The 22,834-nt window shown below is 34.2% G+C and carries 21 protein-coding genes and 1 tRNA gene; 7 read left to right on the top strand and 15 right to left on the bottom strand.

Annotated features, from left to right (window positions below; all coding sequences use genetic code 11):
* Positions 1 to 91 precede the first annotated feature (91 nt).
* Both ubiA and IMO47_RS07560 read right to left on the bottom strand, forming a co-directional pair.
* Positions 92 to 970: a 4-hydroxybenzoate octaprenyltransferase gene (gene ubiA / locus IMO47_RS07565; protein ID WP_196075224.1), complete on the bottom strand. Its 879-nt coding sequence runs from the start codon at positions 968 to 970 to the stop codon at positions 92 to 94.
* Positions 971 to 987: 17 nt separating this feature from the next.
* Positions 988 to 1,485, bottom strand: a complete 498-nt coding sequence (locus IMO47_RS07560; protein WP_196075223.1) for a chorismate lyase — start codon at positions 1,483 to 1,485, stop codon at positions 988 to 990.
* Between the two features lie 275 nt (positions 1,486 to 1,760).
* Between IMO47_RS07560 and IMO47_RS07555 the strand changes: the two genes are divergently transcribed.
* Entirely contained in the window at positions 1,761 to 3,302 is a 1,542-nt protein-coding gene (locus tag IMO47_RS07555) for a DUF4139 domain-containing protein (protein WP_196075222.1), read from the top strand.
* A 76-nt stretch (positions 3,303 to 3,378) separates the two neighbouring features.
* On the opposite strand, the gene rnk is transcribed toward IMO47_RS07555, so the two are convergent.
* The 3 genes from rnk to IMO47_RS07540 form a co-directional block, all read right to left on the bottom strand.
* Entirely contained in the window at positions 3,379 to 3,783 is a 405-nt protein-coding gene (rnk, locus tag IMO47_RS07550) for a nucleoside diphosphate kinase regulator (protein ID WP_196075221.1), read from the bottom strand.
* Between the two features lie 230 nt (positions 3,784 to 4,013).
* Positions 4,014 to 5,267, bottom strand: a complete 1,254-nt coding sequence (gene glyA / locus IMO47_RS07545) for a serine hydroxymethyltransferase (protein ID WP_196075220.1) — start codon at positions 5,265 to 5,267, stop codon at positions 4,014 to 4,016.
* A 160-nt stretch (positions 5,268 to 5,427) separates the two neighbouring features.
* Positions 5,428 to 6,654 (bottom strand): alpha/beta fold hydrolase, encoded by a 1,227-nt coding sequence (locus IMO47_RS07540; protein WP_196075219.1) that lies wholly within the window; start codon positions 6,652 to 6,654, stop codon positions 5,428 to 5,430.
* A gap of 1,129 nt (positions 6,655 to 7,783) precedes the next feature.
* On the opposite strand from IMO47_RS07540, the gene IMO47_RS07535 reads away from it, so the two are divergent.
* From IMO47_RS07535 to IMO47_RS07520, 4 genes are all read left to right on the top strand, one after another.
* Positions 7,784 to 8,485, top strand: coding sequence for a 3'-5' exonuclease (locus tag IMO47_RS07535; protein ID WP_196076376.1), 702 nt, complete (start codon positions 7,784 to 7,786; stop codon positions 8,483 to 8,485).
* A gap of 202 nt (positions 8,486 to 8,687) precedes the next feature.
* Positions 8,688 to 9,260 carry a hypothetical protein gene (locus IMO47_RS07530; protein ID WP_227552404.1) on the top strand — a complete coding sequence of 191 codons (573 nt, stop codon included), beginning with the start codon at positions 8,688 to 8,690 and terminating at the stop codon, positions 9,258 to 9,260.
* Between the two features lie 250 nt (positions 9,261 to 9,510).
* Entirely contained in the window at positions 9,511 to 9,858 is a 348-nt protein-coding gene (locus IMO47_RS07525) for a hypothetical protein (protein WP_196076374.1), read from the top strand.
* A gap of 170 nt (positions 9,859 to 10,028) precedes the next feature.
* Complete coding sequence (locus IMO47_RS07520; protein WP_196076858.1) at positions 10,029 to 10,319, top strand: hypothetical protein; 291 nt, start codon at positions 10,029 to 10,031, stop codon at positions 10,317 to 10,319.
* Positions 10,320 to 10,447: 128 nt separating this feature from the next.
* Here IMO47_RS07520 and IMO47_RS07515 read toward each other — a convergent pair whose 3' ends face one another.
* The 6 genes from IMO47_RS07515 to IMO47_RS07490 form a co-directional block, all read right to left on the bottom strand.
* Positions 10,448 to 10,675, bottom strand: coding sequence for a hypothetical protein (locus IMO47_RS07515; protein ID WP_196076857.1), 228 nt, complete (start codon positions 10,673 to 10,675; stop codon positions 10,448 to 10,450).
* A 1,080-nt stretch (positions 10,676 to 11,755) separates the two neighbouring features.
* Entirely contained in the window at positions 11,756 to 11,935 is a 180-nt protein-coding gene (locus tag IMO47_RS07510) for a ribbon-helix-helix protein, CopG family (protein WP_196076856.1), read from the bottom strand.
* Between the two features lie 258 nt (positions 11,936 to 12,193).
* Complete coding sequence (locus IMO47_RS07505; protein ID WP_004831574.1) at positions 12,194 to 12,550, bottom strand: hypothetical protein; 357 nt, start codon at positions 12,548 to 12,550, stop codon at positions 12,194 to 12,196.
* 1,298 nt (positions 12,551 to 13,848) lie between these two features.
* Positions 13,849 to 14,229 (bottom strand): MliC family protein, encoded by a 381-nt coding sequence (locus IMO47_RS07500; RefSeq protein WP_196075174.1) that lies wholly within the window; start codon positions 14,227 to 14,229, stop codon positions 13,849 to 13,851.
* 806 nt (positions 14,230 to 15,035) lie between these two features.
* Positions 15,036 to 15,191, bottom strand: coding sequence for a hypothetical protein (locus IMO47_RS07495; RefSeq protein ID WP_196077195.1), 156 nt, complete (start codon positions 15,189 to 15,191; stop codon positions 15,036 to 15,038).
* A gap of 1,144 nt (positions 15,192 to 16,335) precedes the next feature.
* On the bottom strand, positions 16,336 to 16,623 hold the full coding sequence (locus tag IMO47_RS07490; RefSeq protein WP_196077857.1) for a hypothetical protein: 288 nt from the start codon (positions 16,621 to 16,623) through the stop codon (positions 16,336 to 16,338).
* A gap of 167 nt (positions 16,624 to 16,790) precedes the next feature.
* Here IMO47_RS07490 and IMO47_RS07485 point away from each other — a divergent pair, with 167 nt between their 5' ends.
* Positions 16,791 to 17,342: a DUF2799 domain-containing protein gene (locus IMO47_RS07485; protein WP_196076415.1), complete on the top strand. Its 552-nt coding sequence runs from the start codon at positions 16,791 to 16,793 to the stop codon at positions 17,340 to 17,342.
* Between the two features lie 469 nt (positions 17,343 to 17,811).
* On the opposite strand, the gene IMO47_RS07480 is transcribed toward IMO47_RS07485, so the two are convergent.
* Together IMO47_RS07480 and IMO47_RS07475 are read right to left on the bottom strand one after the other, a co-directional pair.
* Entirely contained in the window at positions 17,812 to 18,762 is a 951-nt protein-coding gene (locus IMO47_RS07480) for a helix-turn-helix domain-containing GNAT family N-acetyltransferase (protein WP_196075353.1), read from the bottom strand.
* Between the two features lie 581 nt (positions 18,763 to 19,343).
* Positions 19,344 to 19,922: a DUF4189 domain-containing protein gene (locus IMO47_RS07475; protein ID WP_196077565.1), complete on the bottom strand. Its 579-nt coding sequence runs from the start codon at positions 19,920 to 19,922 to the stop codon at positions 19,344 to 19,346.
* A gap of 351 nt (positions 19,923 to 20,273) precedes the next feature.
* Between IMO47_RS07475 and IMO47_RS07470 the strand changes: the two genes are divergently transcribed.
* A complete protein-coding gene (locus tag IMO47_RS07470; protein ID WP_196077498.1) occupies positions 20,274 to 20,462 on the top strand; it encodes a hypothetical protein in 189 nt (62 codons plus the stop codon).
* A 667-nt stretch (positions 20,463 to 21,129) separates the two neighbouring features.
* On the opposite strand, the gene IMO47_RS07465 is transcribed toward IMO47_RS07470, so the two are convergent.
* Together IMO47_RS07465 and IMO47_RS07460 are read right to left on the bottom strand one after the other, a co-directional pair.
* Positions 21,130 to 21,942 (bottom strand): DUF4882 family protein, encoded by an 813-nt coding sequence (locus IMO47_RS07465; protein WP_196077499.1) that lies wholly within the window; start codon positions 21,940 to 21,942, stop codon positions 21,130 to 21,132.
* Positions 21,943 to 22,629: 687 nt separating this feature from the next.
* A tRNA-Arg gene (locus IMO47_RS07460) sits at positions 22,630 to 22,705 on the bottom strand.
* Positions 22,706 to 22,834: the final 129 nt, after the last annotated feature.

Raw genomic sequence — 22,834 nt, 5'->3', positions numbered from 1 at the left:
GAAGAGTAAAATAATGCGGGAATACAAATAATTAATTTTAATTTATGTGATTTATCACACTTTAAATCAAATTCAATCGGTTTAAACCCAATCAAATGAGTGCGATAAAAATACCGACAAAAATAATCAGTCCAACCCAACGATTGTGCCTAAATGCCCAGAAACATCTTTGTGGATCACGATCTTTGGTTTTACTCCACTGATAAATGAAGTCTCCCGAAACCAATAACAATGCAATCAGTCCAATCGGCAGCAAAATATTTTCCAAGTACAGCGCCGCCCCAATCAATACCACACTACTTAACTGTAATAATGAGATAATTTCTATATCGTATTTGCCAAATAGAATGGCGGTAGATTTAACCCCAATTTTTAAATCGTATTCCCGATCGGTAATGGCATACTGCGTATCATAAGCGACGGTCCAAGCCAGATTACCGAAATAGAGTAACCAACATGTCCAGCCCAGAGGTTTACCCATTGCAGTAAAAGACATGGGAATGCCCCATGAAAATGCCATTCCCAACACCACTTGAGGTAAATGGGTATAACGCTTCATGAAAGGATAAACAAATGCCAGAACTAAACCCGCTAATGCACAATAAAAGGTTGCAATCGGTAAGAAAAATAATGTACATGCACTGGCAGCCACCAACGCAATAAAGACCCAAACGGCTTCTTTCGCTGAAATCACACCAGTTGCAAGAGGACGATTTTTAGTGCGTTCAACATGAGCATCGACTTTACGGTCCGCAAAGTCATTGATTGCACACCCCGCAGCACGCATGAAAATCGTCCCCAAAACCATTGCAATCAGGGTCACAATATCTGGAATTCCCTCTGCGGCAATCCATAACGCCCACATAGTTGGCCAAAACACAAGCTCTGTTCCAATGGGCTTATCAAAACGACATAGATAATAATATGCTTCTAACCGTTGTTTCCATGTGGTTTGTTGCGCTATTGCCATGACAGTCCTTCAATACACTATTTTGAAATATTCTGTTGTTGTAAAAATTGCTCAAAAGCAGGTAAAAAGGTTTCTTGAACTATAAATTTACAACCATGCCAAGTATAACAACTTTGACGTGTCCAGCCTTCTGCTAATTTTAAAACACGTCTCTCACATAAGGGATTCGTTCTTTGGAATAAAAATTTTCCAATCGGCTTGGTCCGAATATGTTTAAACAAGCGGGCTTTGCGATGAATACTCAAGATAGGAAAAATACTTTTTGCCTTGACCCATGGTTGCGCTTCACAACCGTATAGGTAACTTTCTCGTACCCATGAAGTATGTTGGTGAGGCATTGACATCCATTGACTATCCAACAAGGTCATTCTTTGATAATGCTCTTGAATGGGCTGGACTTTAAAAACGCCACCTGCAGCATCTGTCAGCTGCTGGGTCAGGGAACCCTGTGCAAACAACCATGTTTTTAATTCAGGAGGAAATTTCTGGTCCCGTATTGCGCATGATTGTTTCAAGGTTCACCCCTTCCGTTTTTGGATGACTCAGTGTAACTGAAATTTTTAATTTTGTTTGAGTTGATCTTAAAAATGTTGAAAATTAGTTGAAAAATCAATCAAAATTAAAGACGCTTTAACATACTGAATAATTATCAAATAGGTTAACTACAATAAATCACTGCAAAGATTGAGCTTTTTTTAGTACAGCTTTACTATTTTCGTTTTGATTTATTTTGGTTTCTGCTACATTTTGTACATTAAAATCAATTGTAATGATTTCAGGACAAGCATAAATGAATATAAAAACTGCGCTAAAATTTAGCTTACTCTGTCTGCCTTCGACTTATAGCTTTGCACTTAACTTATCCAGTTCTCCGATCCAGCAAGTCACTCTGTACCCGACACTGGCGAAAATTGAACGAAGCATTCCTGTACAATCTGGTGAGCAATTGGTGACTTTAAGTGGGCTGGCTGCAAATTTCAATATCGACCAACTGCAATATCAAAGCACCAATATCGAGGTCAATGCAGTTTCTCACACTGACAGTGCATTGAATAAACCTGCTGGCAATGAATCTTCACAGTTACGAGACCAAATCGACGCGATTAAAAAGAAAATTTCAGAACAAAATTCAATTATTCAAGCGGCTGAACTACAAAATAAATTCTTGGGCAATGTGACCGAAGGTTCTGCACCTAAAATCCGTAAGCAAGCTTATGAAGCTTTTATCGCCATTGATCAAGCAAAGACTGAAAAAGAAAAACTTGAACAGCGTTTGGAGGAGCTGGAACAAGATTTAGGTGCGATTGGTGACAGTGAATTTAATCAAAGAACCCTTAAATTTTATGTCAATGCACCACAGCGAGGTGAAATCAAAATCAGTTATATGGTGCCTTATGCGCGTTGGCAACCGATTTATAAAGCTGAATTGAATACGCTGACTAAACAAATCAAGTTAACACGTATGGCAATGATTGCTCAAAAAACGGGAGAAGACTGGAACAATGTGAAATTATCGCTGTCTACGGCGACACCGCAAAACTATGTTCAACAAATTCAACCACAGCAATGGTGGGTCAATTATTTTGAGCCAGAACCTGTTGTACGCCCGCTTTATGCTGTTGCGCCAGCACCAATCACGATGGCTGAAATGAGTGTTGATAAAAAAGAAAAACGTGCCCAAAAAGCCCCACCGCAATTCCCACAATTCCAAGCGGCTGATTTAAACTTTAGTACTGAATTTCGTTCAGAAACCAAAGCCTCCATCCCAAGTAGCCAGCAGCAAATATTCTTACCTTTAAGCACAGAACAATATGCAGCAAAGCTTTCGGTATGGGTAATCCCTAAAAATAGTACCCAGGCGACGATCAATGCTGAAATTGCAAAACTGGACCAAAATTGGCCTTCGGGGATAGTCAAACTCTACCGTGACGGCGACTATATTGGACAAAGAACTTGGAACAACAGTACAGATGAAAACTTACAAATGAGCTTCGGTACAGATGATCAAATCCAAATTAAAGTCACTGATTTGTCCGACAAGAAAAACCCTGTCAAAGGAACACAGTCAGAAACCATACAGAAACAACAATATTCCGTGCAGAACCTACATAGTTATCCTATTCAGGTCACTATTTTTGAATCTGAACCACAGAGTCAAAATGGAAAACTGACCACTCAATCCACTTACAGTATTGCCCCTACAGCAACCCAATGGAATGGACAACCGAATATTAACTTATGGCAAGTAGATCTTAATCCAAAGCAAAGCTATAAACTGGATGTTCAACATCAATTTAAATATCCGAGCAAAGGCAGAACTTCTGGTTTTTAATCTTCTGTTTTCAACAGTAAAATAAAAGCCCAGTGCTGACTGGGCTTTTATTTTCTACTTGCGCATTCAGCATAGGCTAAAGATAATCGCCTTCACGTTCTGGCTGATACAGTACTTTCTCAATTTTAACTTTCATCAAATGCCCATCGGGTTGGGGCCACTCAATTTCTTGCCCTTCAGCTAAGCCCAATATAGCGGCTCCAACAGGAGCAACAACATTGACCTGACCTTTATCACCACGGAAATCATGCGGATAAACCAATGTGATTTCAGTTGCTTCTGTCGATGGTGCAATAGTGATCAGTACCTTGGCATTCATGGTCACAACATTAGCAGGTACAGCGTGAGGTGCAACAACTTCTGCACGGGCTAATTCATCTTCTAGATGCTGCATGGTGATCGTCAATTTTGACTGATGTTCCAACATCGTTTCCAAACGATGTAAGTCCTGTTCTGAAATAATAATATTGGGTTTAGTCATGTACCAAATTCCTTTGCGCTATTGCATTACCACAATCGTATTGATAAAGCTGATCTCACAGTTATACATCAATTCTCTTGCGGATGACGTTTTATACAGCAAGTGATCTGTTTAGATATTCAAATTTTTAATCATCTATTTCTTTTATAACAGATATTTAATCAAATATATTGGTTTTTATGCAACCATAAAAAAAGCCCCCTTGAGAGGAGGCTTTCTCAAGTTAATGCTTATTTTGCATAAACTGGGAATTTAGCACATACCGCCTCTACTTTGGCTTGTACTGCTTTGATCACAGCTTCATCACCTTTTGAATCCAAGATGTCTGCAATCCAACCGGCTAAATCACGTACTTCTGCTTCACCAAAACCACGTGTTGTTACAGCAGGCGTACCAATACGGATACCTGAAGTGACGAATGGAGAACGCGGATCATTTGGTACAGCATTTTTGTTTACTGTAATATGGGCTGCACCTAACCATGCATCGGCATCTTTACCTGTCACATCTTGTTTAATTAAAGACAACAAGAATAAATGGTTTTCTGTGCCGCCAGAAACAACATCATAACCTCGTGAAATTAACACTTCAGCCATCGCTTTAGCATTAACAACCACTTGTTTCTGATATTCTTTATATTCAGGTGTCATTGCTTCTTTAAAGCAAATTGCTTTTGCAGCAACAGCATGAACCAAAGGACCACCTTGGTTACCAGGGAATACAGCAGATTGAAGTTTTTTCTCAATCTCTTCATTAGCCTTAGCAAGGATCAAACCAGAACGTGGACCACGTAAAGTTTTATGTGTAGTCGTTGTGGTTACATCAGCAATTTGTACTGGGCTTGGATATACACCAGCAGCCACTAAACCAGCAACATGTGCCATATCTACAAATAAGTATGCACCAACTTTATCCGCGATATCACGGAAACGTTGCCAGTCTACGATTTGGCTATATGCAGAGAAACCCGCAACGATCATGCGAGGCTTGTGTTCTACTGCCAAACGTTCAACTTCTTCGTAGTCAATTTCACCAGTTTCTGGGTTTAAACCATATTGCACTGCATTATAAGTTTTACCAGAGAAGCTTACTTTTGCTCCGTGGGTCAAGTGACCGCCATGTGCCAGGCTCATACCTAAAACAGTATCGCCTGGGTTTAAAAGAGCAAGGTAGACTGCTGAGTTTGCTTGAGAACCTGCATGTGGTTGTACGTTAGCATAGTCAGCACCAAATAATGCTTTAGCACGATCGATCGCCAATTGTTCGATCACGTCTACGTATTCACAACCGCCATAATAGCGTTTACCAGGATAACCTTCGGCATATTTGTTAGTGAGTTTTGATCCTTGTGCTTCCATTACTGCAGGTGAGCAATAGTTTTCAGATGCAATCAATTCAATATGTGCTTCTTGACGGGCATCTTCTTGAGAAATTGCTTGTGCGATTTCTGGATCAAATTCAGAAATAGAGATATTGGCGAACATTAGCGAGGTCCTATGAATTAGGGCTTTTAAGCCGTGCTAAGATTGCGCGTATTGTAGCATGAAGTTCGTAATTAAACAGAATGAAGTTTACTCTGTTTGAAATAAAAATGACTGATGTCTAAAACATCAGTCATTTTTTGAGGGTAGGCGTTTTAAACACTTACTTCGCTGCAAACATACCCTTTACGTCTGCAACAATATTATCGATATTTAGAGCATAGGCCTTACTATGATCCCAAGTAGGATTGGTAATATAACTGACTTGTGTACCAAACGCTTTCGCTGTTCCATATAAAGTATCTGTTGCAATCTGAGGTACAGTGGTATCTGCCCCACCCTGATAAATCACAACAGGTGTTTTGACTTGAACCTGTAGGGGTTGTGAATCCACTTCCAGGAATTTTTGTACGACGGGCAAGGTCGTAAAGTTATCGGTTGTTCTTGGATAATTTTTCAATGTTCCATTGGTGATAGCATATTTTGTCATTGCTCCTGCAAATTGCAGTCCCAGCATATCATAACAAACTGATTCAGCATTTTTAGCAATTGCATCCGTTGGTACTTTAAATACTTGGCTATAGTCCAAAGTCGAGTTTGTATTGCGTAAGCCCGCAGCAATTAAAGCAGTAAACGTATCCAAAGAGGCATAAACAGGTATCTGCTGCGGTGGTGTTGCATTTTCAACTGAAAAATTTCCAGCACTCAGGATTAATTTCAATTGCGAAGCAGGTGCAACTGCGACAGTACCTTTATAGTCTAGATCTGCGCGTGCAGCATATTGCGCAGCACCTAATGCAGCTTGACCACCTTGAGAATGGCCGACTGTCACCCATTGTTTGGAAGCTTTGCTGCCTAACCAACTGCGTGTTGCCACGACAGCATCAGTGATTGAATATGCTTCACTTTTTAAATTTAAGAATGGATGTAATTCTTTTCCGCCAGGCTCACCCAATCCTTCGTAATCCGGTGCGACCACTACATAGCCTGCTGCAAGAAACTTAGAAATCATGTCTTTGATGTAATCATTCATCACGTTACGACTTGGCGCACATGAATCTGCCACTCCAGTTGTTCCATGTGCCCAGGCTACGATTGGCCAGCCACCCGCTGGTGCTGCTGTTTTTGGTGTAAAGACTAAGGACGTTGCCTGAACTTCGGTACCATTAATACCTTTCATTTTATAGGTCATCACGACACTGTCCGTTGCCACAGCAGAAAAGTCTGTTTTGATATAGGCACTTGGGGTACCGACTACAGGGTTGGCAATGGTGTTGACATCTGTATTATTTGGAGGAGATCCTGATGAACCCCCTCCACCACCGTTATTACATGCTGTTAAAGCGATCCCAGAACTTAGAATTAATACTGTCAATAATTTTTTTTTCATGTGATTTATCCTTAAACACAATATTTTAAATGTATACGATTGAACACGTATCATTGTTTAATCAATACGTCAAAAAAATATGTTAGGCAAGTCTTTTGATCATTATTTTTAAGGGCTAAATCAACTGAATAATTCGTCAATAATGGCGTCAGGTTATGTAAGCTGCAATATGTTTTGTAATACCCTGAAGAATATAAAAATTTAAAATTACGGGGAGAGGATTATTGATAAAATCAATATAAAAGTAGTTGAAAGATTCGTTTAAAATTTCAATTTCATTTTACTTTAGCAACGCAGATTTTATCGCAAAATAAGGATCAACAATAGTAAGTTAATATGCCATGATCTGTTAAATACTTACTCGATTCATTTAATTATTTTAAAAATTTCACTATAAATAGATTGACTCAAGTTATTTCTCGAACGGTTTTGGTGTACAACGATTTGAAAATTAAGACTCGCCCGAACAACTTAAATTTAAGGCATAGCTTATGAAGTTTGCTTAGCTCGGTAAAATTATTCAATATTGCTCCATGTGTATGAATTTGATTGCCCTGAATTTCGAAGTTTATTTCATTCAGTCACACCTCTGGTAATTTGATGCCATGCATCTTCACTTCAACTCAACTTCGTAGTTGCCAGCCTAAACCCAACCTAAACATTGTTGCATATTGATCTACCAAAGAAGCAATGCATCGCATGATTTACCGTCCGCAGCAGCGTATTACATAACCCAAGGATTTATATCATCTACAATATAGCGCTTATATTAAAAAAATTAACAAGCATGATTTAAAAATCATTAGAAATTACTCTAAAAAATGATGTGGTATATTTAAAATCATATAAATATCAATATATTAAAAAAATATCATGATTCTAAAATAAAGCGATCAATAGATTGAATTTAAAAATTTCTTTACAAATATTTAAATAAATGATGATGGTGTTCGCAAATCAGGGCTGTCATTTATATTTTAATAGCCCAATCCTCTATAGAAAAACACGCCTGGTTGAGATCCAATCAAAATCCAGTCAAAACATACTTTTCAATAACTTTAAATTGTATTCAATGCTTAAAAAAGCTAGGGTACTAAAATCTCCTGTTCAAATCGGTGAAGGAACAAAGATGCAAGCCATTATTTTAGATACAGAAACGCATACACTCAATGGTTTACCTATTGAAATTGCTTATGCACCCATTCAGATTGAAGCAGGAAAACTCAGTTTAGATCGCAGTCAAATATTTGATCAGCTTTATAGCATAGGCAATGAAAAAATTTCTTTTGCATCTATGGCGGTGCACCATATTTTAGAAGCAGATATTGCAGGACAACCCAACTTTTCTGACTTCGAACTTCCACATGAAACCACATATGTCATTGGTCATAATATTGATTATGATATCCGTACAATTGAGCAATGTGGTGTAGATACCTCAAAAATCAAAGCGATTTGTACGCTGGCGCTAGCTCGGTTAGTGTGGCCAGATGCTGAAGCCCATAATATTTCTGCATTGATTTATATGATCAGTAAAGGCAGTGAAAAAGCACGTGAAATGCTGAAAAGTGCCCATCGCGCAGATGCAGATATTATTTTAACAGCCAATATTTTAATGCACATTATTCATCATTTAAAAATTCAGACACTAGAAGAACTCTATGAAACCTCTGAAGATGCACGTATACCAAGAACAATCAACTTTGGTAAACACCGTGGTACTGCAATTACAGAATTACCTTCAGACTATGTGCAATGGTTATTGCGTCAAGAGGATTTAGACCCTTATTTGCGCAAAGCCCTAGAAAACGCAAATCTGATCACAATTTAACCTTGTGATTTGTAACAAGAAAGTCATATTAGTGTAATTTTCATTCTTTATCCTTGGGTCAATTTATTGGGGAATAACTTGACTCATGGATCAATATTTTAAAACTGACTTGGGAATTCAGGCATTAAAACAGCGGTCATTTCAACTTAATGCTCGTCAAAGACAGTTATTACTCCTGATTGGTACGGATGATTTTAAAATCTTGAATAATAGTTTAAAACAACGCTTGGCTACCCCTGAACTGATTCAACAATTAGAAGAACTTGGGTTGATTTTTCAGGACAATGCACAATCTGAGGGCAAAACAAATAATAATTCCCTGACAGTAGGAAACACTTCAGTTTCAACAGACAGCGAGCAAAAACCAATTTTGGCTCAAACAACAATAACTCAATCCACAAAAGAAAATATTATTTCCTCAATTAGCATCAGTGAAAAAATAACAGAAACATTTCCAAAACCCCCGATTCACGACAATGAGCCAGCCAAAGATCAAAAACCACAGCAAGAAGACCTTAAGGAAAATAAATCCGACCTGATCCCTATCAGTTTTGATGAAATTAAATACAAAATGGCTCATCTACTACAAACCCATTGTGGCCTCATGACTAAACAATTGGTGATACAGATTCAGCAGGCTAAATCCATCCGCGATATTAAGCTTTGCCAAATGCAATGGATTACCGCATTACAGGAGTCCAGAATTTCGCCTCTTGAGTTAAATCAAGCCATGCAACAAATTAATCATGCCTTGCACCACTTACAATCATCTTAATTTTCAAAACTTTACATGTATTAGATGAGTATCAAGATTTACCCCCTTAGAATGGCAAAATTAAGTGTTTTTAAGGTCATTCTAAGTCTTTTTTAATCTAAATAGATTTATCTTTTTTTCAAAATAATATTAAATAATAAATACTTATGAAAATTAAAATTAAATTATTTAAATTACTAAGACTTTTGCCGAATCTACTCAATTTCGATTTAACGATATAACGCTACTTTTTTGGAATATTGAGATGCCGATGAGCCATTACATTGAATTTGATATTGATGATAACCCACGATATCTGAGTAAAGTTGGAAACTGGGTGATTACATTTTTAACTCCAGCGCTTGTTTCATGCACACAACTTGCCATAAGCTTTGTTATTCCAACACAGCATCATAATCATCAACAGGTTCGTAGATTTGTTATTCAGAATACGGATAATGATCAGATCTGGCGTGTCATCGCGATTGAATATGATGATCATTCTTCGATGCAAACGCTGAATTTAGAGTTAGAATCTGCTTTACTGACCCAATTTATTCAACAATTACAGAATGAACTTCGACGTTACGATGTCGAAATAAAATATTTTCATGGCTAAAATCAAATATCATGCATATTCACACATCTCAAACTTATCCTACTGATATTATTTATTAATTTAATTAAAATCAATAATGCCTTATTATTTTTTACAAAATCAAATTGTCTATTCCCCCACCAGAATGTACAATAAACACTCAGCTAACTTGTTCAAATAATTACACAATTATGACGACTTATATTACCAAATCGACCAATCAGACAGCATTAGCACTTTCAAATTTCCATTCCACTTTTGAACAGTGCTTGACGGCAGTATCTAACATCAAACATAAAAGAGATTTACGTATCAAAGATGATCCAATGTCCTCACAACATGTATTGGTAGAAAGTTACCAATCTGGATCACTTAAAGACCATTTAAGAATTGAAAGACGTGCTGTTGTCCAAGCCAATCGAGACCGCTTAGCCCTTTATCATTTGGTTGCTGTTGTTCTTGATCATTTTACAAAAGCTTAATTTCGTTTAATAGCGATCGAGTATTTGCTTTCAGTTTTAGAACTTTTCCGCTTGGATTGAATAAAAATGTGTTGGATGAATTCATCCAACACATCTCTTATTTGTCACATATTTAGGCTGACTCAAAATTAACTTACTTGTTCAATGATACGATAAATACTATCGCTTTCTTTGCTCTCAAACAGTAATTCGATACTTGGCAATATTTTTTCACCATCTACCACTATATGATCAATTTTTTGAAACAAGGATAAATTTTCAGCATCTTCACCTGCTTGTAATTTGTTTAAACATGCCATCGCATTCAATTCATTACTATATTGATCCTTCACCCTGACTGTAATCATTTCAGACATTTTTCAATCCTCTTTTTATATACTGTTTTTCTTATAGCATGACATTGAATAAAATTTCTGATGAAGTTGTTAGATTTTATGGCAATGTTAAAGAATTGCAACATTTGTCTATTTTTTTATTTTAAAACAATACATTACTTTGAATATTTTGTGTAATTTTTATTTATCTTAATTATTTCATTAGATTTCAAAATGAAAAAGCCCACATTTCTGTGAGCTTTTCAATGTTGGAAAGCTAGTGCTTATTTTTTATTTGAACTGGAGTCACAAATTCAATAAGCTGTCATTGATCTGTCCAACTACTTCGTAGCATCTTATCGATCTACTGTAGTTATAATATAGGCAGAACTTTGATCATGTTCAAGACGTAGTAACATTATTCAACATGATTACAGCGATTTTAAAATTGAATTATTTTGAAATTCGCAGATAATAGATCAGTCAAATTAATGATCAATTTTCAGTCTTTTAAAAATTAAGATTAGAGGACAAAAATCAATTTGAATTTTAACAGCATTTAAAAAAATTATTTTTTTCAGACCTTGGTTAAGAAATTATTCAATATAAGACATCCCCCCATACATCAAACTTAGCTCTCAAAAACAGAAAAAATGCCGGGATAATCATCCACTCAGTGAACTCTTTTTAATCGATAAAGCTAAGTTACGGATAGCACCACTGATTGTAATCATTTTATTGAACTTCTTTACAAGTGGTCTAAAATTAGTGATGAACTACGTCGATAATGCAGTTATGTTCCGTGTCTTTTACATTACTGAAATTTAAGTGCTGTTTAAAACACAGACAATAAGCTCTCGACTGGGTATATTTTACTTTTTCTGGGACATTTATACCGAAACATTCAGATTCAATATGTCCCGTATGCGATAAAGGAAATTCCCCCTTAAGCATCAACCCTGCGCCGCCGAATACAATCAAAATCAAAAAAATGATCAATATCTTATAAGTTCTCATATTTTGAATTTTCATATTTTTATAAGCCAATAAAGATTAAGCAGACCTGTTACCAAGACTATACTGCTCAATCCTCATCTACCGTCTCATAAAACATATAATTTATTATTTTTTTACAATTGAGGATTTAGTGGAATATTCAACACCATGTTTTTCTAAATATTCACGAATTAATTGGCGAACGACTTGAGATGGTTTTAAGTCTTGACGATTACATAATTCTTCAAAGGCTTCTTTTTTATTTGGATCGATCAAAATTGTTAACCTTGCCGTTTTATTTTCCATACCCCATTTCCTTAAATTTCTTCGAAATAGAATTGTAATAATATTTGAAAGATTTTCAATAACAATTTTTTATCTAGACAATCACACAAAATAACATATATACATTTGATTTAAAATAACTTATTTATCCAATCTTTATACTTAAATGATAAATCGATCATAAATTATTGTGATTATTATCAAATATTCTAATTTAAAAACTAAAATTAACACAAAAGGCTATCACAACAACGCGAAGCAATAGCCAAGTCTCTATTTTTAAGAGAAATCTAGTTCTTTTTCAAAAATTCTAAGTTCATGCCTTGCCATCGCTAAATTAGATTTTTGACGATCCAATACTAAATATAAAAATAAATCACTGTTTTTCTCTAGCGGTCTAAGTAAATGATACTGTTTACCTAGGGTAATCAAAATATCATCGATCGTATCTTTTAAGTTCAGTGCATCAGCAGTTTTCATTTTCGCACGTAGAACCTCAGTATTTCCCGCCGCTGCAAGCTCTAAATCAATTCCCGTTCCTTGAGCCGCCAGTGAAAGACCACTTGTACAATCAACAAGCGCTGAAGCCGTAAATCCGTCAATATCTGCTAATGGTGTTAAGTCAATTTTAGCCATTTATATATACCTTTTATTAAGTAAGAAACATATGAGCCATCTAAGCAGTGTGGCTCACGTTTAAAAGTATCATAAAATTATAATAAAATATTATTTTATGATAATTTTATGTGATTTTTTTTACTCTAACTAAAAACAAGCAATATTGCTTTTTAAGTTGTGATTGTTGATTTACTTTAAAATTCACATGTAAATCCACACAATTCAAATAAATAAAGGTGAACTAGAGAATAAGTTTAATTTTTTTCGCATAGAACCATTTAAAAAAATTGACCAAAATTAAAAAATAATTTAGATATATAAACTTATGTGTTTATCATTTTTTCAGAATGTATAGATAGATATTTTATGTATAACTTGCTCCAAATTTATACTTTATGTATTACTATCTTTTTCATTAAAATCTTTGCGCCATCATCAAATGAAGTTTATTTCCATAATAAAAATATGGCTTTTAAATATAAAAGAGATGCACAATGGGTAAATGTAGATACAAAGCTAAAATAAGATTTACATGTCCTGCCAGCAAGCCAAGTATGCACTAAAGATCCAGGAAATTTTCCTGTCTTTTAGATACTTGGCAACATTTTTATCCCCTGAAACTTAAACCAAGATTGTTTGCATAGACCTTTTGTGTTTTACCATTATATGTATGGGTCATACTATAATTTATTGGGGTGAAATACAGATTAGAGAATAATCTCTTATCTCACTGATATCGATTGTTTGTTTTTAGCAATTAATATTATAGTGCCTCGTTTATGGCTGATCAGCGCATAGGATAATTCTAAATCAATCACCACTAAAAAATGATTGTGATAACTATCACAATATAAGTTTTTTATCTAACGCCGATAAATGTGCGATATGATAAAGCTTATATTATTAAAATTAAAAATAATCATCTCAATATAATCAGAAGATTCGATCTGCTAGATAAAGCAGATTAAAATTAAAATTATGCAAAATTGAAAATGATCAAATTATATCAACTAACCATCAAAGAAGAATGTGATCAAACTAAATAAATATAGACAAAAATATATTTTCATAACGATTTCTAAATAAAGTCGTCATCACACTAATCTATGATATCTCATTGTTTATGTATACATATGAACAGGGCTTCCCCCCCCTGCACAAGTCTAATGAATAGTATCGTGATCGCTTGATCTAAGAAAATAAACAGAGTTTAAAATGATAAGATTTAGACCGGAGCCAATCTGGAACAGCCTCGAATGATTGACAACCTTTCCGTAAAAAACCCCACCAAAAGGTGGGGCAATTTATAGCAAACTTTATTTAACTTCCTTCACAGATAGAGACTTGTCTTTTGCAAGCTCTATGGTTGCTTCATCACCCTTGGAATGAATTGACACACCATTTTCACCCTCTAAACGCATTCCACTGCCAGCAGGAACTTCTTTAAGTGAATAATTATGCCCTTCACTATCTGTCAAAGTTGCAGTAGCAAAATTATCCGTTGTTTGAAGCGTAAATTGCTTTTTATCTTCAGTTTCATATTTCACTGTTTTTTGATTTGACTCATTGCTGTCTACCTGAGCAACAGCACTACTTGCTTCTCCTGTTGACATATTCGTATTTTCTTTGTCTTTTGCATTACATCCCACTAAAAAAACTGCAGTTAAAATAGAGGAAATTAATAATATTTTTTTCATGATTAATCTCAATAGAAATAAGAAGATTAAGTTCTACCATAGGACTTGGAGCTCATCCAACCAAGATTGCGAATTCGCTACTTGTTCCCTACAGAAATCATAAAGATTATTTATAATATTATACATTTGATATTTTATTTGATTGCGATAATTCGACTAGCCATAGAATTCAAACTAAGATTTGTTTGCATAATAAATTAGTCCAATGATTGCAATGGTCACAATGCTGATTTGAATAATCAAAGAATGCATCAATTTTCCTACGGGGAACAAAAAGTTTAATTGGATTTATAGATGAAATTTCGTCACTTGACATCAATACTGCTAATTTTCCCACATTTCCTACATTCTTTTATGCGACTTATATCGGGATATTCAAAAGCATGAATGCAGATCAATTGTCTAATACGTAACATCATAAAAATATGCCCTAAAAAAAACCCACATGATTGGATAATGTGGGCAATTACATGAAAAGCTTCTATTAGGTAAAGCTTGAAACTACAAAGTAATTTCTGGTTCAAATTTTAAGTCAAAGCAAATCAAGTACATTGGCATTAAATGACAATTTTTAAAATTTTCTTTTAAATCAATAAAAAATATTAGAAATACTAAATAATAATTAAATACTATGAATGCTCAATAATCAATGAACGACACTAAAAAATGAAGAGTACTGAGAAGCATACGAGATTAAAAAAACAAAGAGATAAGAAATTTTTATTAAAAGTTTAAAACTCATATAACAAAATTATTTATATTTGCCAACAAGCCTCTGTAAATCAGAGGCTTGTTGGAATAGATGGTTAGGTCTGAGGTTGAGTTTGCTTCTCATCATTCTTATCGTTTTTGCTTGTCTTCGTTAGATTTTTTGGTTTGGTCTTATCAGCGCCATTTTTATGGGACTGATAATAACAACCAATTGCGATCCCAGTGCCTAATAATGCTGCAGTCTTAAACATGACATTCCTCGTACTGAATTAAAAAAGGTGTAATAGAAATAACATCAAAATAAAATCGATGTATTTCAATATGTTAGTTATGAAAGAATATGTGAAATTTTATAACATTAAATTTCAGAAACCATTTTCTTTTTTATATTTTTCAATCACTTAATTTTTTTAAAAATTATAAACTATTAACAGAACTGTCACACTTTCAACTATTTTTATTTATTAATAAACAATATTTCTCAAAAAATTCTGCATAAAAAAGCCCATCCTGAGATGAGCCTTTCAATCAAATTGCATTATTTTAAAACCCACACCCCAGATGGAAGATTCCCAAAGAGATGTACCAACAATGTAAGAACAACAAACATAAATAAGAAAAAAGCGATGTTTATTGATTTATATATCATGTGATCACCCTCATTTTTTTGTTGTTCTTTTTTTATACACTAATAACATAAAATTTACAAACCTTTTTAGAAAAAGACCTTATATTAAAAAGATTTATATACTTATATCCATTCAAGCTAACAATCAACCATCCACTCGATTTTTCAATTTAATAAATCAATAAACATCAACATACTTTAACTTACTGTAAATCTCGATAGAACATTCATTTCAATATTTCACCGTGTAACCACTTTAAATAATTTTCTTTGTCATAAAATTGATGAGACTGGTTCACATTCAAGGTAACTTCCTTACCATCGACTAAAATCACATAATTTTTTGCCATCTGTGAACATTCGTCATCCGGTCGTGCAAGAATAAAAAAATGTTGCAGAAACAATATATTACAAAGCATATTATCCATAATTGATTTGAGGTCATTTAGTTACCTGTTTTTCTTTATAAATTTCTGATCAAGCTCTTTTTCAGGAAAGTGCTGACTTAACTTAAACGCTTCATATTTTTCGTCTAATTCATTAATATTCATATTATTTATCACTAAAATTTTAAGTCTATTTTAAATGAATGTAGTTAAATTCTTCAACATTCACGACAAATGTTTTTATAAATACTTTATATCTATCTGTAATCCGTTCAATCACTATGCAAAATTTACACATCCAATTCGCTCCATTTCTCTCAACAAAACAAATCATCCATATTACATTCTGTTTAGATTTTTTTTATTGATCTCCGTTTAAACTCACAAAAATAAAAAATTTATTTTTTTTTCTTTATTTATTAGTTTTTTACAGTACTCAATCCCTAAATTGTCTTTTTTATTATGCAGCATTCTCATACATGAACAAAAGTACTCGGATCTACCATATGGAATATCGTCTGGGACATCAATTCCATAACATTTCGCATCGATTTCATTTAATTTAGGTGCAACAACCCATTTCCCTGAATAAAAGGGATAACCAAAGCCACCGATCACAATTAACAACAGTACAATAATCGGAAAGTTATTTTTAATATATTGAATCATTTTTAAAAGTCTTTAACGCCTGAAATTCAATTCTACAAAAAGTTGATTATTCAACCAAATCAATACACATTCATTGTCATTTTTCTCTTTTTATTAGAATATTGACGATATTGTCATGATAAAATATTTTTTAGAAAGTTGCTCAATCGTAGTTAGGAAATTATTTAATGAAATTTATAGTAGTTTTATCTACTTTTACAGTTTTACTTTCAGGCTGTGCGGCAATGAGTATTGAGCAATGCAAAACTGCAAATTGGTTTAATGTTGGTGAAAAAGATGGTTCATCTGGTTCCAACCCTCATTTAGATCAATACTACTCTGCTTGCCAAAAAGCCAATATTATTCCTAATCAGAATTTATATGAAAAAGGCTATCAAAAAGGTTTGAGTGCTTATTGTCAACCTGAAAACATTTTTTATGAAGCTTTGGAAGGTCGCGGTAATTATCGAATTTGTCCTCTAGAGAAACGTGAATCTCTTCGTAGTTATTATCAAGTCGCAAATCAGTATTTTTCTGCAAATTCAGATTTTAATAAATCGCAAAATGATATGAATTATTATCTAGAAAGATTGGAGTATAAAAATCTTTCTGATAAAGATCGGGATAGTTATAAACAGAAATTATACGATCTCCGTATCAATAGCAGCCAAGTACAATCTCGTTATCAAACAGCTCTGCGTAACTTGGAACGCTTTAAAGCTGAGCATCATCTTGATTAGATTGCATTGAATATTTTAAGTTTTTGATTATTAACATAATTTTAAAAATTTTTAAACAAAATATGTATTGAATTTTGTTTTGGCGGATAATCTATTCAATCACTTTTCTCAGCTATCTCTACGATATTGAGACTATTCAATATACTGCTTGTTTATCACTGACATTTTTAACTTATCTATTGGGTTGTAAACAAAAAAACCTAATGAGATTTAAATTGTTTTGCAGTATAAACAAGCCTCACATTTACCTGAAGCTTTCCTTGATTTCTCACTGATTAAAATTTAATTTAAAATATTTAATCCGTCATCTGATATTTTTACAACATCATTAAGTTAAATGCTCAATGATTGGTGCTGATCTGGACCCGAACTTTAAATTACCGATTTTATAGGATTTTTCCGTTTTTACTGAAGCAAATATGATCTTGTTAAACTTGAAAAAATGATGTGATGCACACATAAACTGATGTTATTCTAATTTTTTTCGAGTAAACTGCTGCTCCAATACTGTTTTACCCCATTGATCTCCTGCACATTCTTTTACTAATTTGAATCCAAATGATTCATACAATTTACGCGCAGCATCTAGCCCACTAAATGTCCATAATTGAACTGTAGAAAATGCTTGTTGATCACAGAAATTGATTGCCTCATTTAAAAGCTTTCTTCCTATGCCATAGCCTTGATAATCCTCATCAAGAATAAACCAACGTAGATGAGCTTCATGATTGTTTAAATCTTCTCCATCTATAGCAACTGAACCAATGATTTGGTCATGGTGTATCGCCAACCAAATCTTATTACAGTCCCTATTTATACGTTGGGAAAATTCAGCAATCGAGGCAGCAACTTTAGCTTCAAAAAAATGTCCAAAGTTATAATTCTTTGAATAATATGTACCATGCATTTCAGTCATCCGCCCGATCATACCTGCACGATATCCTGATACAATTTCAATATTTTGACCTAACTGTAGAGCTTTTTCTTTATGACAAGCCACTAAAGCTTCTGCATAAAATTTAAGCCCTTGAGCAATTGTTTTTTGATCAGAAATTAAGATGTGATTTAACGCATCCATCACTTGTTTATCAGCATAATTGTTTATTTTCTTTACAGTATCAAGCCCTTGATCAGTTAACTGAAGTGACTTGTATCTTGCATCAGTACCTTTCTGTACTTCTTTTATTTCACCACTTTCATTCAACTTATTGAGCATTCGACTAATGCTTGATTTTTCCAATCCTAATAAATGTTTTAACTCGGCCGCTGTTATTTCTTTATGATTTTCTATTTCAAGTAAAGCATGTACAGCAGAAGCTGAATAAGTCGTTGCTGCCAAGGTTGGATTCATAAACCCTAGTTCTCTCACCATAATTCTTGAGAATTTACGAATAGTCTCTACTGTATCTTGAGCAATCATCTCTCAGCACCGCAACATAGTTGTATAATACAACCATATTAAGCAATCATAAGTCAAGATAAATTAAAATCATAATTTTCAATAGATTAAATTATTAAAATCATTTAATCTACAATACCTACAAGATGGAACAATGTAAAAATTAGCTTTAATTTACACGATGTCGAACTATTTCTATGCAGTCAAGATAATCCAATAATTTCCCTTGAATCATTCAACACGCGTATATTGATTTGCACTCTGCTTATTCAATAAGACCATGTTGAGTGAAAGCTTTAACAAGAAAACCATAATGCCTCGAATAGAGTACTTATGAACATAAGCTTTAAAGCGATTCCTAAAAATAATACCGCGCTATTCATTTAAGACGTTTTTCAGGGCTTAGCAGAGGTGTATGAAGATTAAGTTTGCAATGCTGCCATTGTGTTTTTAAGGTTGAAATCTCGTGGTGTCGTTGAATGTCTCACTCGATCCAACCATGTTCTTAGGCAAATGAAAATATAGAGAAAAAAATTTGATGGGTAAGGTTTAGATTATCTCCCCTACCAAACACATCCATTTTCAGCCATATATTTTAACTATTAGGGCAGATTTAATCTCCGGCAATCTTGATAAATAATCTTACATTGAGATTCTGGAAAACCATCAGCACGACATGCATCTACAACTTTCTTGCGTCCCAAAGCTTTTCTGCTTCCAGGAACGAGTACTGGAATAACATCTTTCACTTCGCCAGCTGTTGTACGTGCTCGATAGAGTCTATTGGTTCCTTCAGCCTGTCCAATTGTTGCACAATGATTGTCATCATATGTGAACCAAATCTGACAGCCTGTGCCTCCTTTTTTTTCACAATCTTGTAAGGCTTTCTCTTCTAATTTTCCTCGGAAAATTTTTGCAGTTGCAACACCAATTACTCCATTTGTTCCTGCTGCAACATAACCTTCTGTCGTTGGTGAGCGATAGCTGGGCTCAGCATACCCTCCTCCGCCACCATAATTTGGAATCGGCGCACAGCCTTGTACACCCTGACCACCCACTGGATAATAGCCTGGAGGACAGTTACCTTCAGCCTTAGCAAGGCTAGAAACAATTGAAAGTACTGAAAGACAAATGAAAAGTATAAAAAAATGTATGATCTGCTGCCTGTTATATTTAACCATGATGGGTTCATCCATGTTCGTGAACTATTTTGTGAAAGATCTATCATTTATATGATGATATTTTAATCAGTTTGAATCTTAAGATAATTCATTGCGAAACTCAAATTTTGAGTCAATATTCATAATATTTGATCTTAAGGTAGATATTTAAGATAATTTTACTCGTCCAAATTAGTACATTTATCTTTCAAGATCTTTTATATAAAAACCAAACTAAACAATACTCAATAAATAAAACCAAGTTGCTGTTTTAAGGAATAGAAACTGCTTACTAATATTCTGAGAAAGTACTTCGATCAATTTTATGATATAAGGCATGTTCATTTATCTTTTTTCTCTTTGAGATTTTATATGAAAAATACGCCCTCATCTGATGACCTAGAATCAACGACATTAGCTTGGAAATTCATTGCTATTGTTGGTATTTTAACTTTTATCTTTTTTACCTTCCTGTATTTGGCAATGTCTAGCGAACCAGACTATATGCCAAGCCATAAGCAGAAACAAACCACAGTGCAGCATAAAACTGGTTCATCATAATCTCTTGGATAATCAACTCAAAACTTTTTCAAGTGAAGTATAGGGTATTCAATTTTTTATTGTTCATGCTTAGCCTGAATAATAAAACTACTCATGGACTGTACCCCGAAAATTAGACACTTTTAGGCTAATTTGAAGGGTACTTTTATGATCAATTATTCTTAAAAATAATGCTGAAATGTCGTATTAACATTGGTTGTTATCCAAACTGCTTCATCATCATGGGTCTCTGCTTGTAATAGTTTCGTTGTGATCAAAGCAAAATCACCATCAAAAAATAAATACGGACAACGAAAAGAACTCTCTTTTATTCCCTATATGACATGATTGACAATGTTTTTTTCAGTCATTGTGGGTTTATTACACGATTTACAAAAATTTTGACTCATCCCCCGACCACAATCCGGCTAGACAAATCTCTTTTAACATTGAATAACCCATACTTTTGTAGGCACATTTGCCAAGTTTCGAAGATAAATCACCAGCCTGTTCGCCATCATTAAATTTTTTAATCCTCTGCATTCTTTTTAGCTTGTTCAGAGCTGATTTCAATTACTAAACGGCTTGTTTGTTCTCTCATTTCACTTTCCCACCAATAAAAAAAGCCCGCATAAAAGGCGGGCTTTTGATGTAAAAAAACCGAAGGCGGTTAAATGAATTTCAACTTTTAAATAGTATTCCCACAGATGTCTTTGGTACCTGTTGGATAGGTTTGGGTCATTTTTGTGGAATCTGTGATTAATTTAAAAGTTATAGGCTTGCCAATAAATTTCGAATTAGCATTTGGAGCAGATTGCGACTCTGCAAAAAATCCAATTTTAGTTATTGGGTTATTAGCAGTTACGTTCATATACCCATAATTCACACCGTTAACAATAAAACCAAGTTGTTTTGATTGTTGATTAATATAAACACCAAATCTTACTTTTCCATTTGAGGGAACTTGAATTGAGAAACTTCTTGGATCAATATCTTTAAATCCTGGTTGCCCATTTGTAGTCTGGTAACTCCCCCCAACAATTACAAGTTGGTTCCCATTTGCTGATGGTGGGGAATTATTTACTAAAGCTTGAGCTAACTGAATACCTAATTCCATTCCAGATGCAGAACTTCCAACAACTACAAATCCCATTTGTTGTATTTCTTGGGTTGATCCAGTTAATAAGTTTTGAAGCTGAGAAGTGTCAATTTCCGCCTCGAAGGCAATAGTTCCATTATTCACTACATTCTTATCTGGAATCCCATTCAATGTAGCAGCAGAAGCTAATACTTGATCTATAGTAGGATTACCCATTAATTTTATTACTGATATTCCTTCTTGAGTTGATGTATTGATAGTTGTCATCAACTCTTTTTTTCTAGAATGTGAAGAGTTATAAGTATCAATTTGTGCCTGTGTGACATTGAAGTCGTATGTGCAAGCACTCCATCCACTCGCACTCATTAACCCTGTCAGCAAAGCTATTGTTAATTTTTTCATTCTAATTTCCTTATAATTGTGAAGATAAAATATAGAACAAAAAATATTCGATAGGTAGAAAATCCGATAAAGTTATTTACTGACCAATCTTAGGTCGGTTTATTGAGTAACTTATAATTTTTCTATTGCTTTTAATATTGGGGGCTTCATGCCAAGTAGCTACCTAAGCAATAGTTAATAAAATGATGTAGGTTCATCGTCTTAAAGAAGGCTTTACTTTCTGATAATTTTTTATCACTTTATCAACCTGAATAATGAGGTTAAAAGTCATATATTCTGATCTTCAAGTATACATTGTAGGTTCGAAACAAAACTCAAGAGCTGTTAAATCTCGTTTTTTGTTGGGAGCTTTATAAAACCATATGTATTATAGTTCTCTATTATACGTGTAACTCTATTTTAAGCTCACTTCGTCATGCTCATCTCTTTCAAAAAAAGATTGTCTAAAGCAAAAATACATGCATTGTAAATCTATCTTGGCATCAGGTTTCAGTCTGTGAGACTTACAACGAGTTTAGCCATTTTTTACGGTACATTTTTATTGGATTTTGCGGTATACCGTATAAAGTACCGTTAAAAACTTGAGAAATGGCGGTACATCATGCGACAAACTGCGACAATGAATTCTACGAATGCTTTTAATATAAAGGGTTTTGAGACAAATTGGAACAAGGAGGAACAGCAAGATGGTACGCCCAGCGGGACTCGAACCCACTCCACAGGCTTCGGAAACCTGTACTCTATCCAGTTAAGCTATGGGCGCTTAAATTGAGATGGCACATCATAACAAAAAAAACCATCAGGTAAAGCATTTATAAAACAACTCTTTTCATTAATGATCATGCTTTAAACAATGTTCTATAATTGCAAGGCAGAATTCCGTCTAACTTAC

Source organism: Acinetobacter sp. Res13-Abat-PEC15-P4-01, from assembly GCF_015676285.1.
Taxonomy (GTDB): Bacteria; Pseudomonadota; Gammaproteobacteria; order Pseudomonadales; family Moraxellaceae; genus Acinetobacter; species Acinetobacter nematophilus.
Note: the sequence above shows the minus strand (reverse complement) of the source record. Positions and strands in the feature narration are given on the sequence as shown.

What these genes read in the sequence shown, in the direction of transcription:
- ubiA (WP_196075224.1), bottom strand. Translation starts at nt 970, where the DNA reads ATGGCAATAGCGCAACAAACCACATGGAAACAACGGTTAGAAGCATAT.
- IMO47_RS07555 (WP_196075222.1), top strand. Translation starts at nt 1,761, where the DNA reads ATGAATATAAAAACTGCGCTAAAATTTAGCTTACTCTGTCTGCCTTCG.
- rnk (WP_196075221.1), bottom strand. Translation starts at nt 3,783, where the DNA reads ATGACTAAACCCAATATTATTATTTCAGAACAGGACTTACATCGTTTG.
- glyA (WP_196075220.1), bottom strand. Translation starts at nt 5,267, where the DNA reads ATGTTCGCCAATATCTCTATTTCTGAATTTGATCCAGAAATCGCACAA.
- IMO47_RS07540 (WP_196075219.1), bottom strand. Translation starts at nt 6,654, where the DNA reads ATGAAAAAAAAATTATTGACAGTATTAATTCTAAGTTCTGGGATCGCT.
- IMO47_RS07535 (WP_196076376.1), top strand. Translation starts at nt 7,784, where the DNA reads ATGCAAGCCATTATTTTAGATACAGAAACGCATACACTCAATGGTTTA.
- IMO47_RS07525 (WP_196076374.1), top strand. Translation starts at nt 9,511, where the DNA reads ATGAGCCATTACATTGAATTTGATATTGATGATAACCCACGATATCTG.
- IMO47_RS07520 (WP_196076858.1), top strand. Translation starts at nt 10,029, where the DNA reads ATGACGACTTATATTACCAAATCGACCAATCAGACAGCATTAGCACTT.
- IMO47_RS07515 (WP_196076857.1), bottom strand. Translation starts at nt 10,675, where the DNA reads ATGTCTGAAATGATTACAGTCAGGGTGAAGGATCAATATAGTAATGAA.
- IMO47_RS07510 (WP_196076856.1), bottom strand. Translation starts at nt 11,935, where the DNA reads ATGGAAAATAAAACGGCAAGGTTAACAATTTTGATCGATCCAAATAAA.
- IMO47_RS07505 (WP_004831574.1), bottom strand. Translation starts at nt 12,550, where the DNA reads ATGGCTAAAATTGACTTAACACCATTAGCAGATATTGACGGATTTACG.
- IMO47_RS07500 (WP_196075174.1), bottom strand. Translation starts at nt 14,229, where the DNA reads ATGAAAAAAATATTATTAATTTCCTCTATTTTAACTGCAGTTTTTTTA.
- IMO47_RS07495 (WP_196077195.1), bottom strand. Translation starts at nt 15,191, where the DNA reads ATGTTTAAGACTGCAGCATTATTAGGCACTGGGATCGCAATTGGTTGT.
- IMO47_RS07490 (WP_196077857.1), bottom strand. Translation starts at nt 16,623, where the DNA reads ATGATTCAATATATTAAAAATAACTTTCCGATTATTGTACTGTTGTTA.
- IMO47_RS07485 (WP_196076415.1), top strand. Translation starts at nt 16,791, where the DNA reads ATGAAATTTATAGTAGTTTTATCTACTTTTACAGTTTTACTTTCAGGC.
- IMO47_RS07480 (WP_196075353.1), bottom strand. Translation starts at nt 18,762, where the DNA reads ATGATTGCTCAAGATACAGTAGAGACTATTCGTAAATTCTCAAGAATT.
- IMO47_RS07475 (WP_196077565.1), bottom strand. Translation starts at nt 19,922, where the DNA reads ATGGTTAAATATAACAGGCAGCAGATCATACATTTTTTTATACTTTTC.
- IMO47_RS07470 (WP_196077498.1), top strand. Translation starts at nt 20,274, where the DNA reads ATGAAAAATACGCCCTCATCTGATGACCTAGAATCAACGACATTAGCT.
- IMO47_RS07465 (WP_196077499.1), bottom strand. Translation starts at nt 21,942, where the DNA reads ATGAAAAAATTAACAATAGCTTTGCTGACAGGGTTAATGAGTGCGAGT.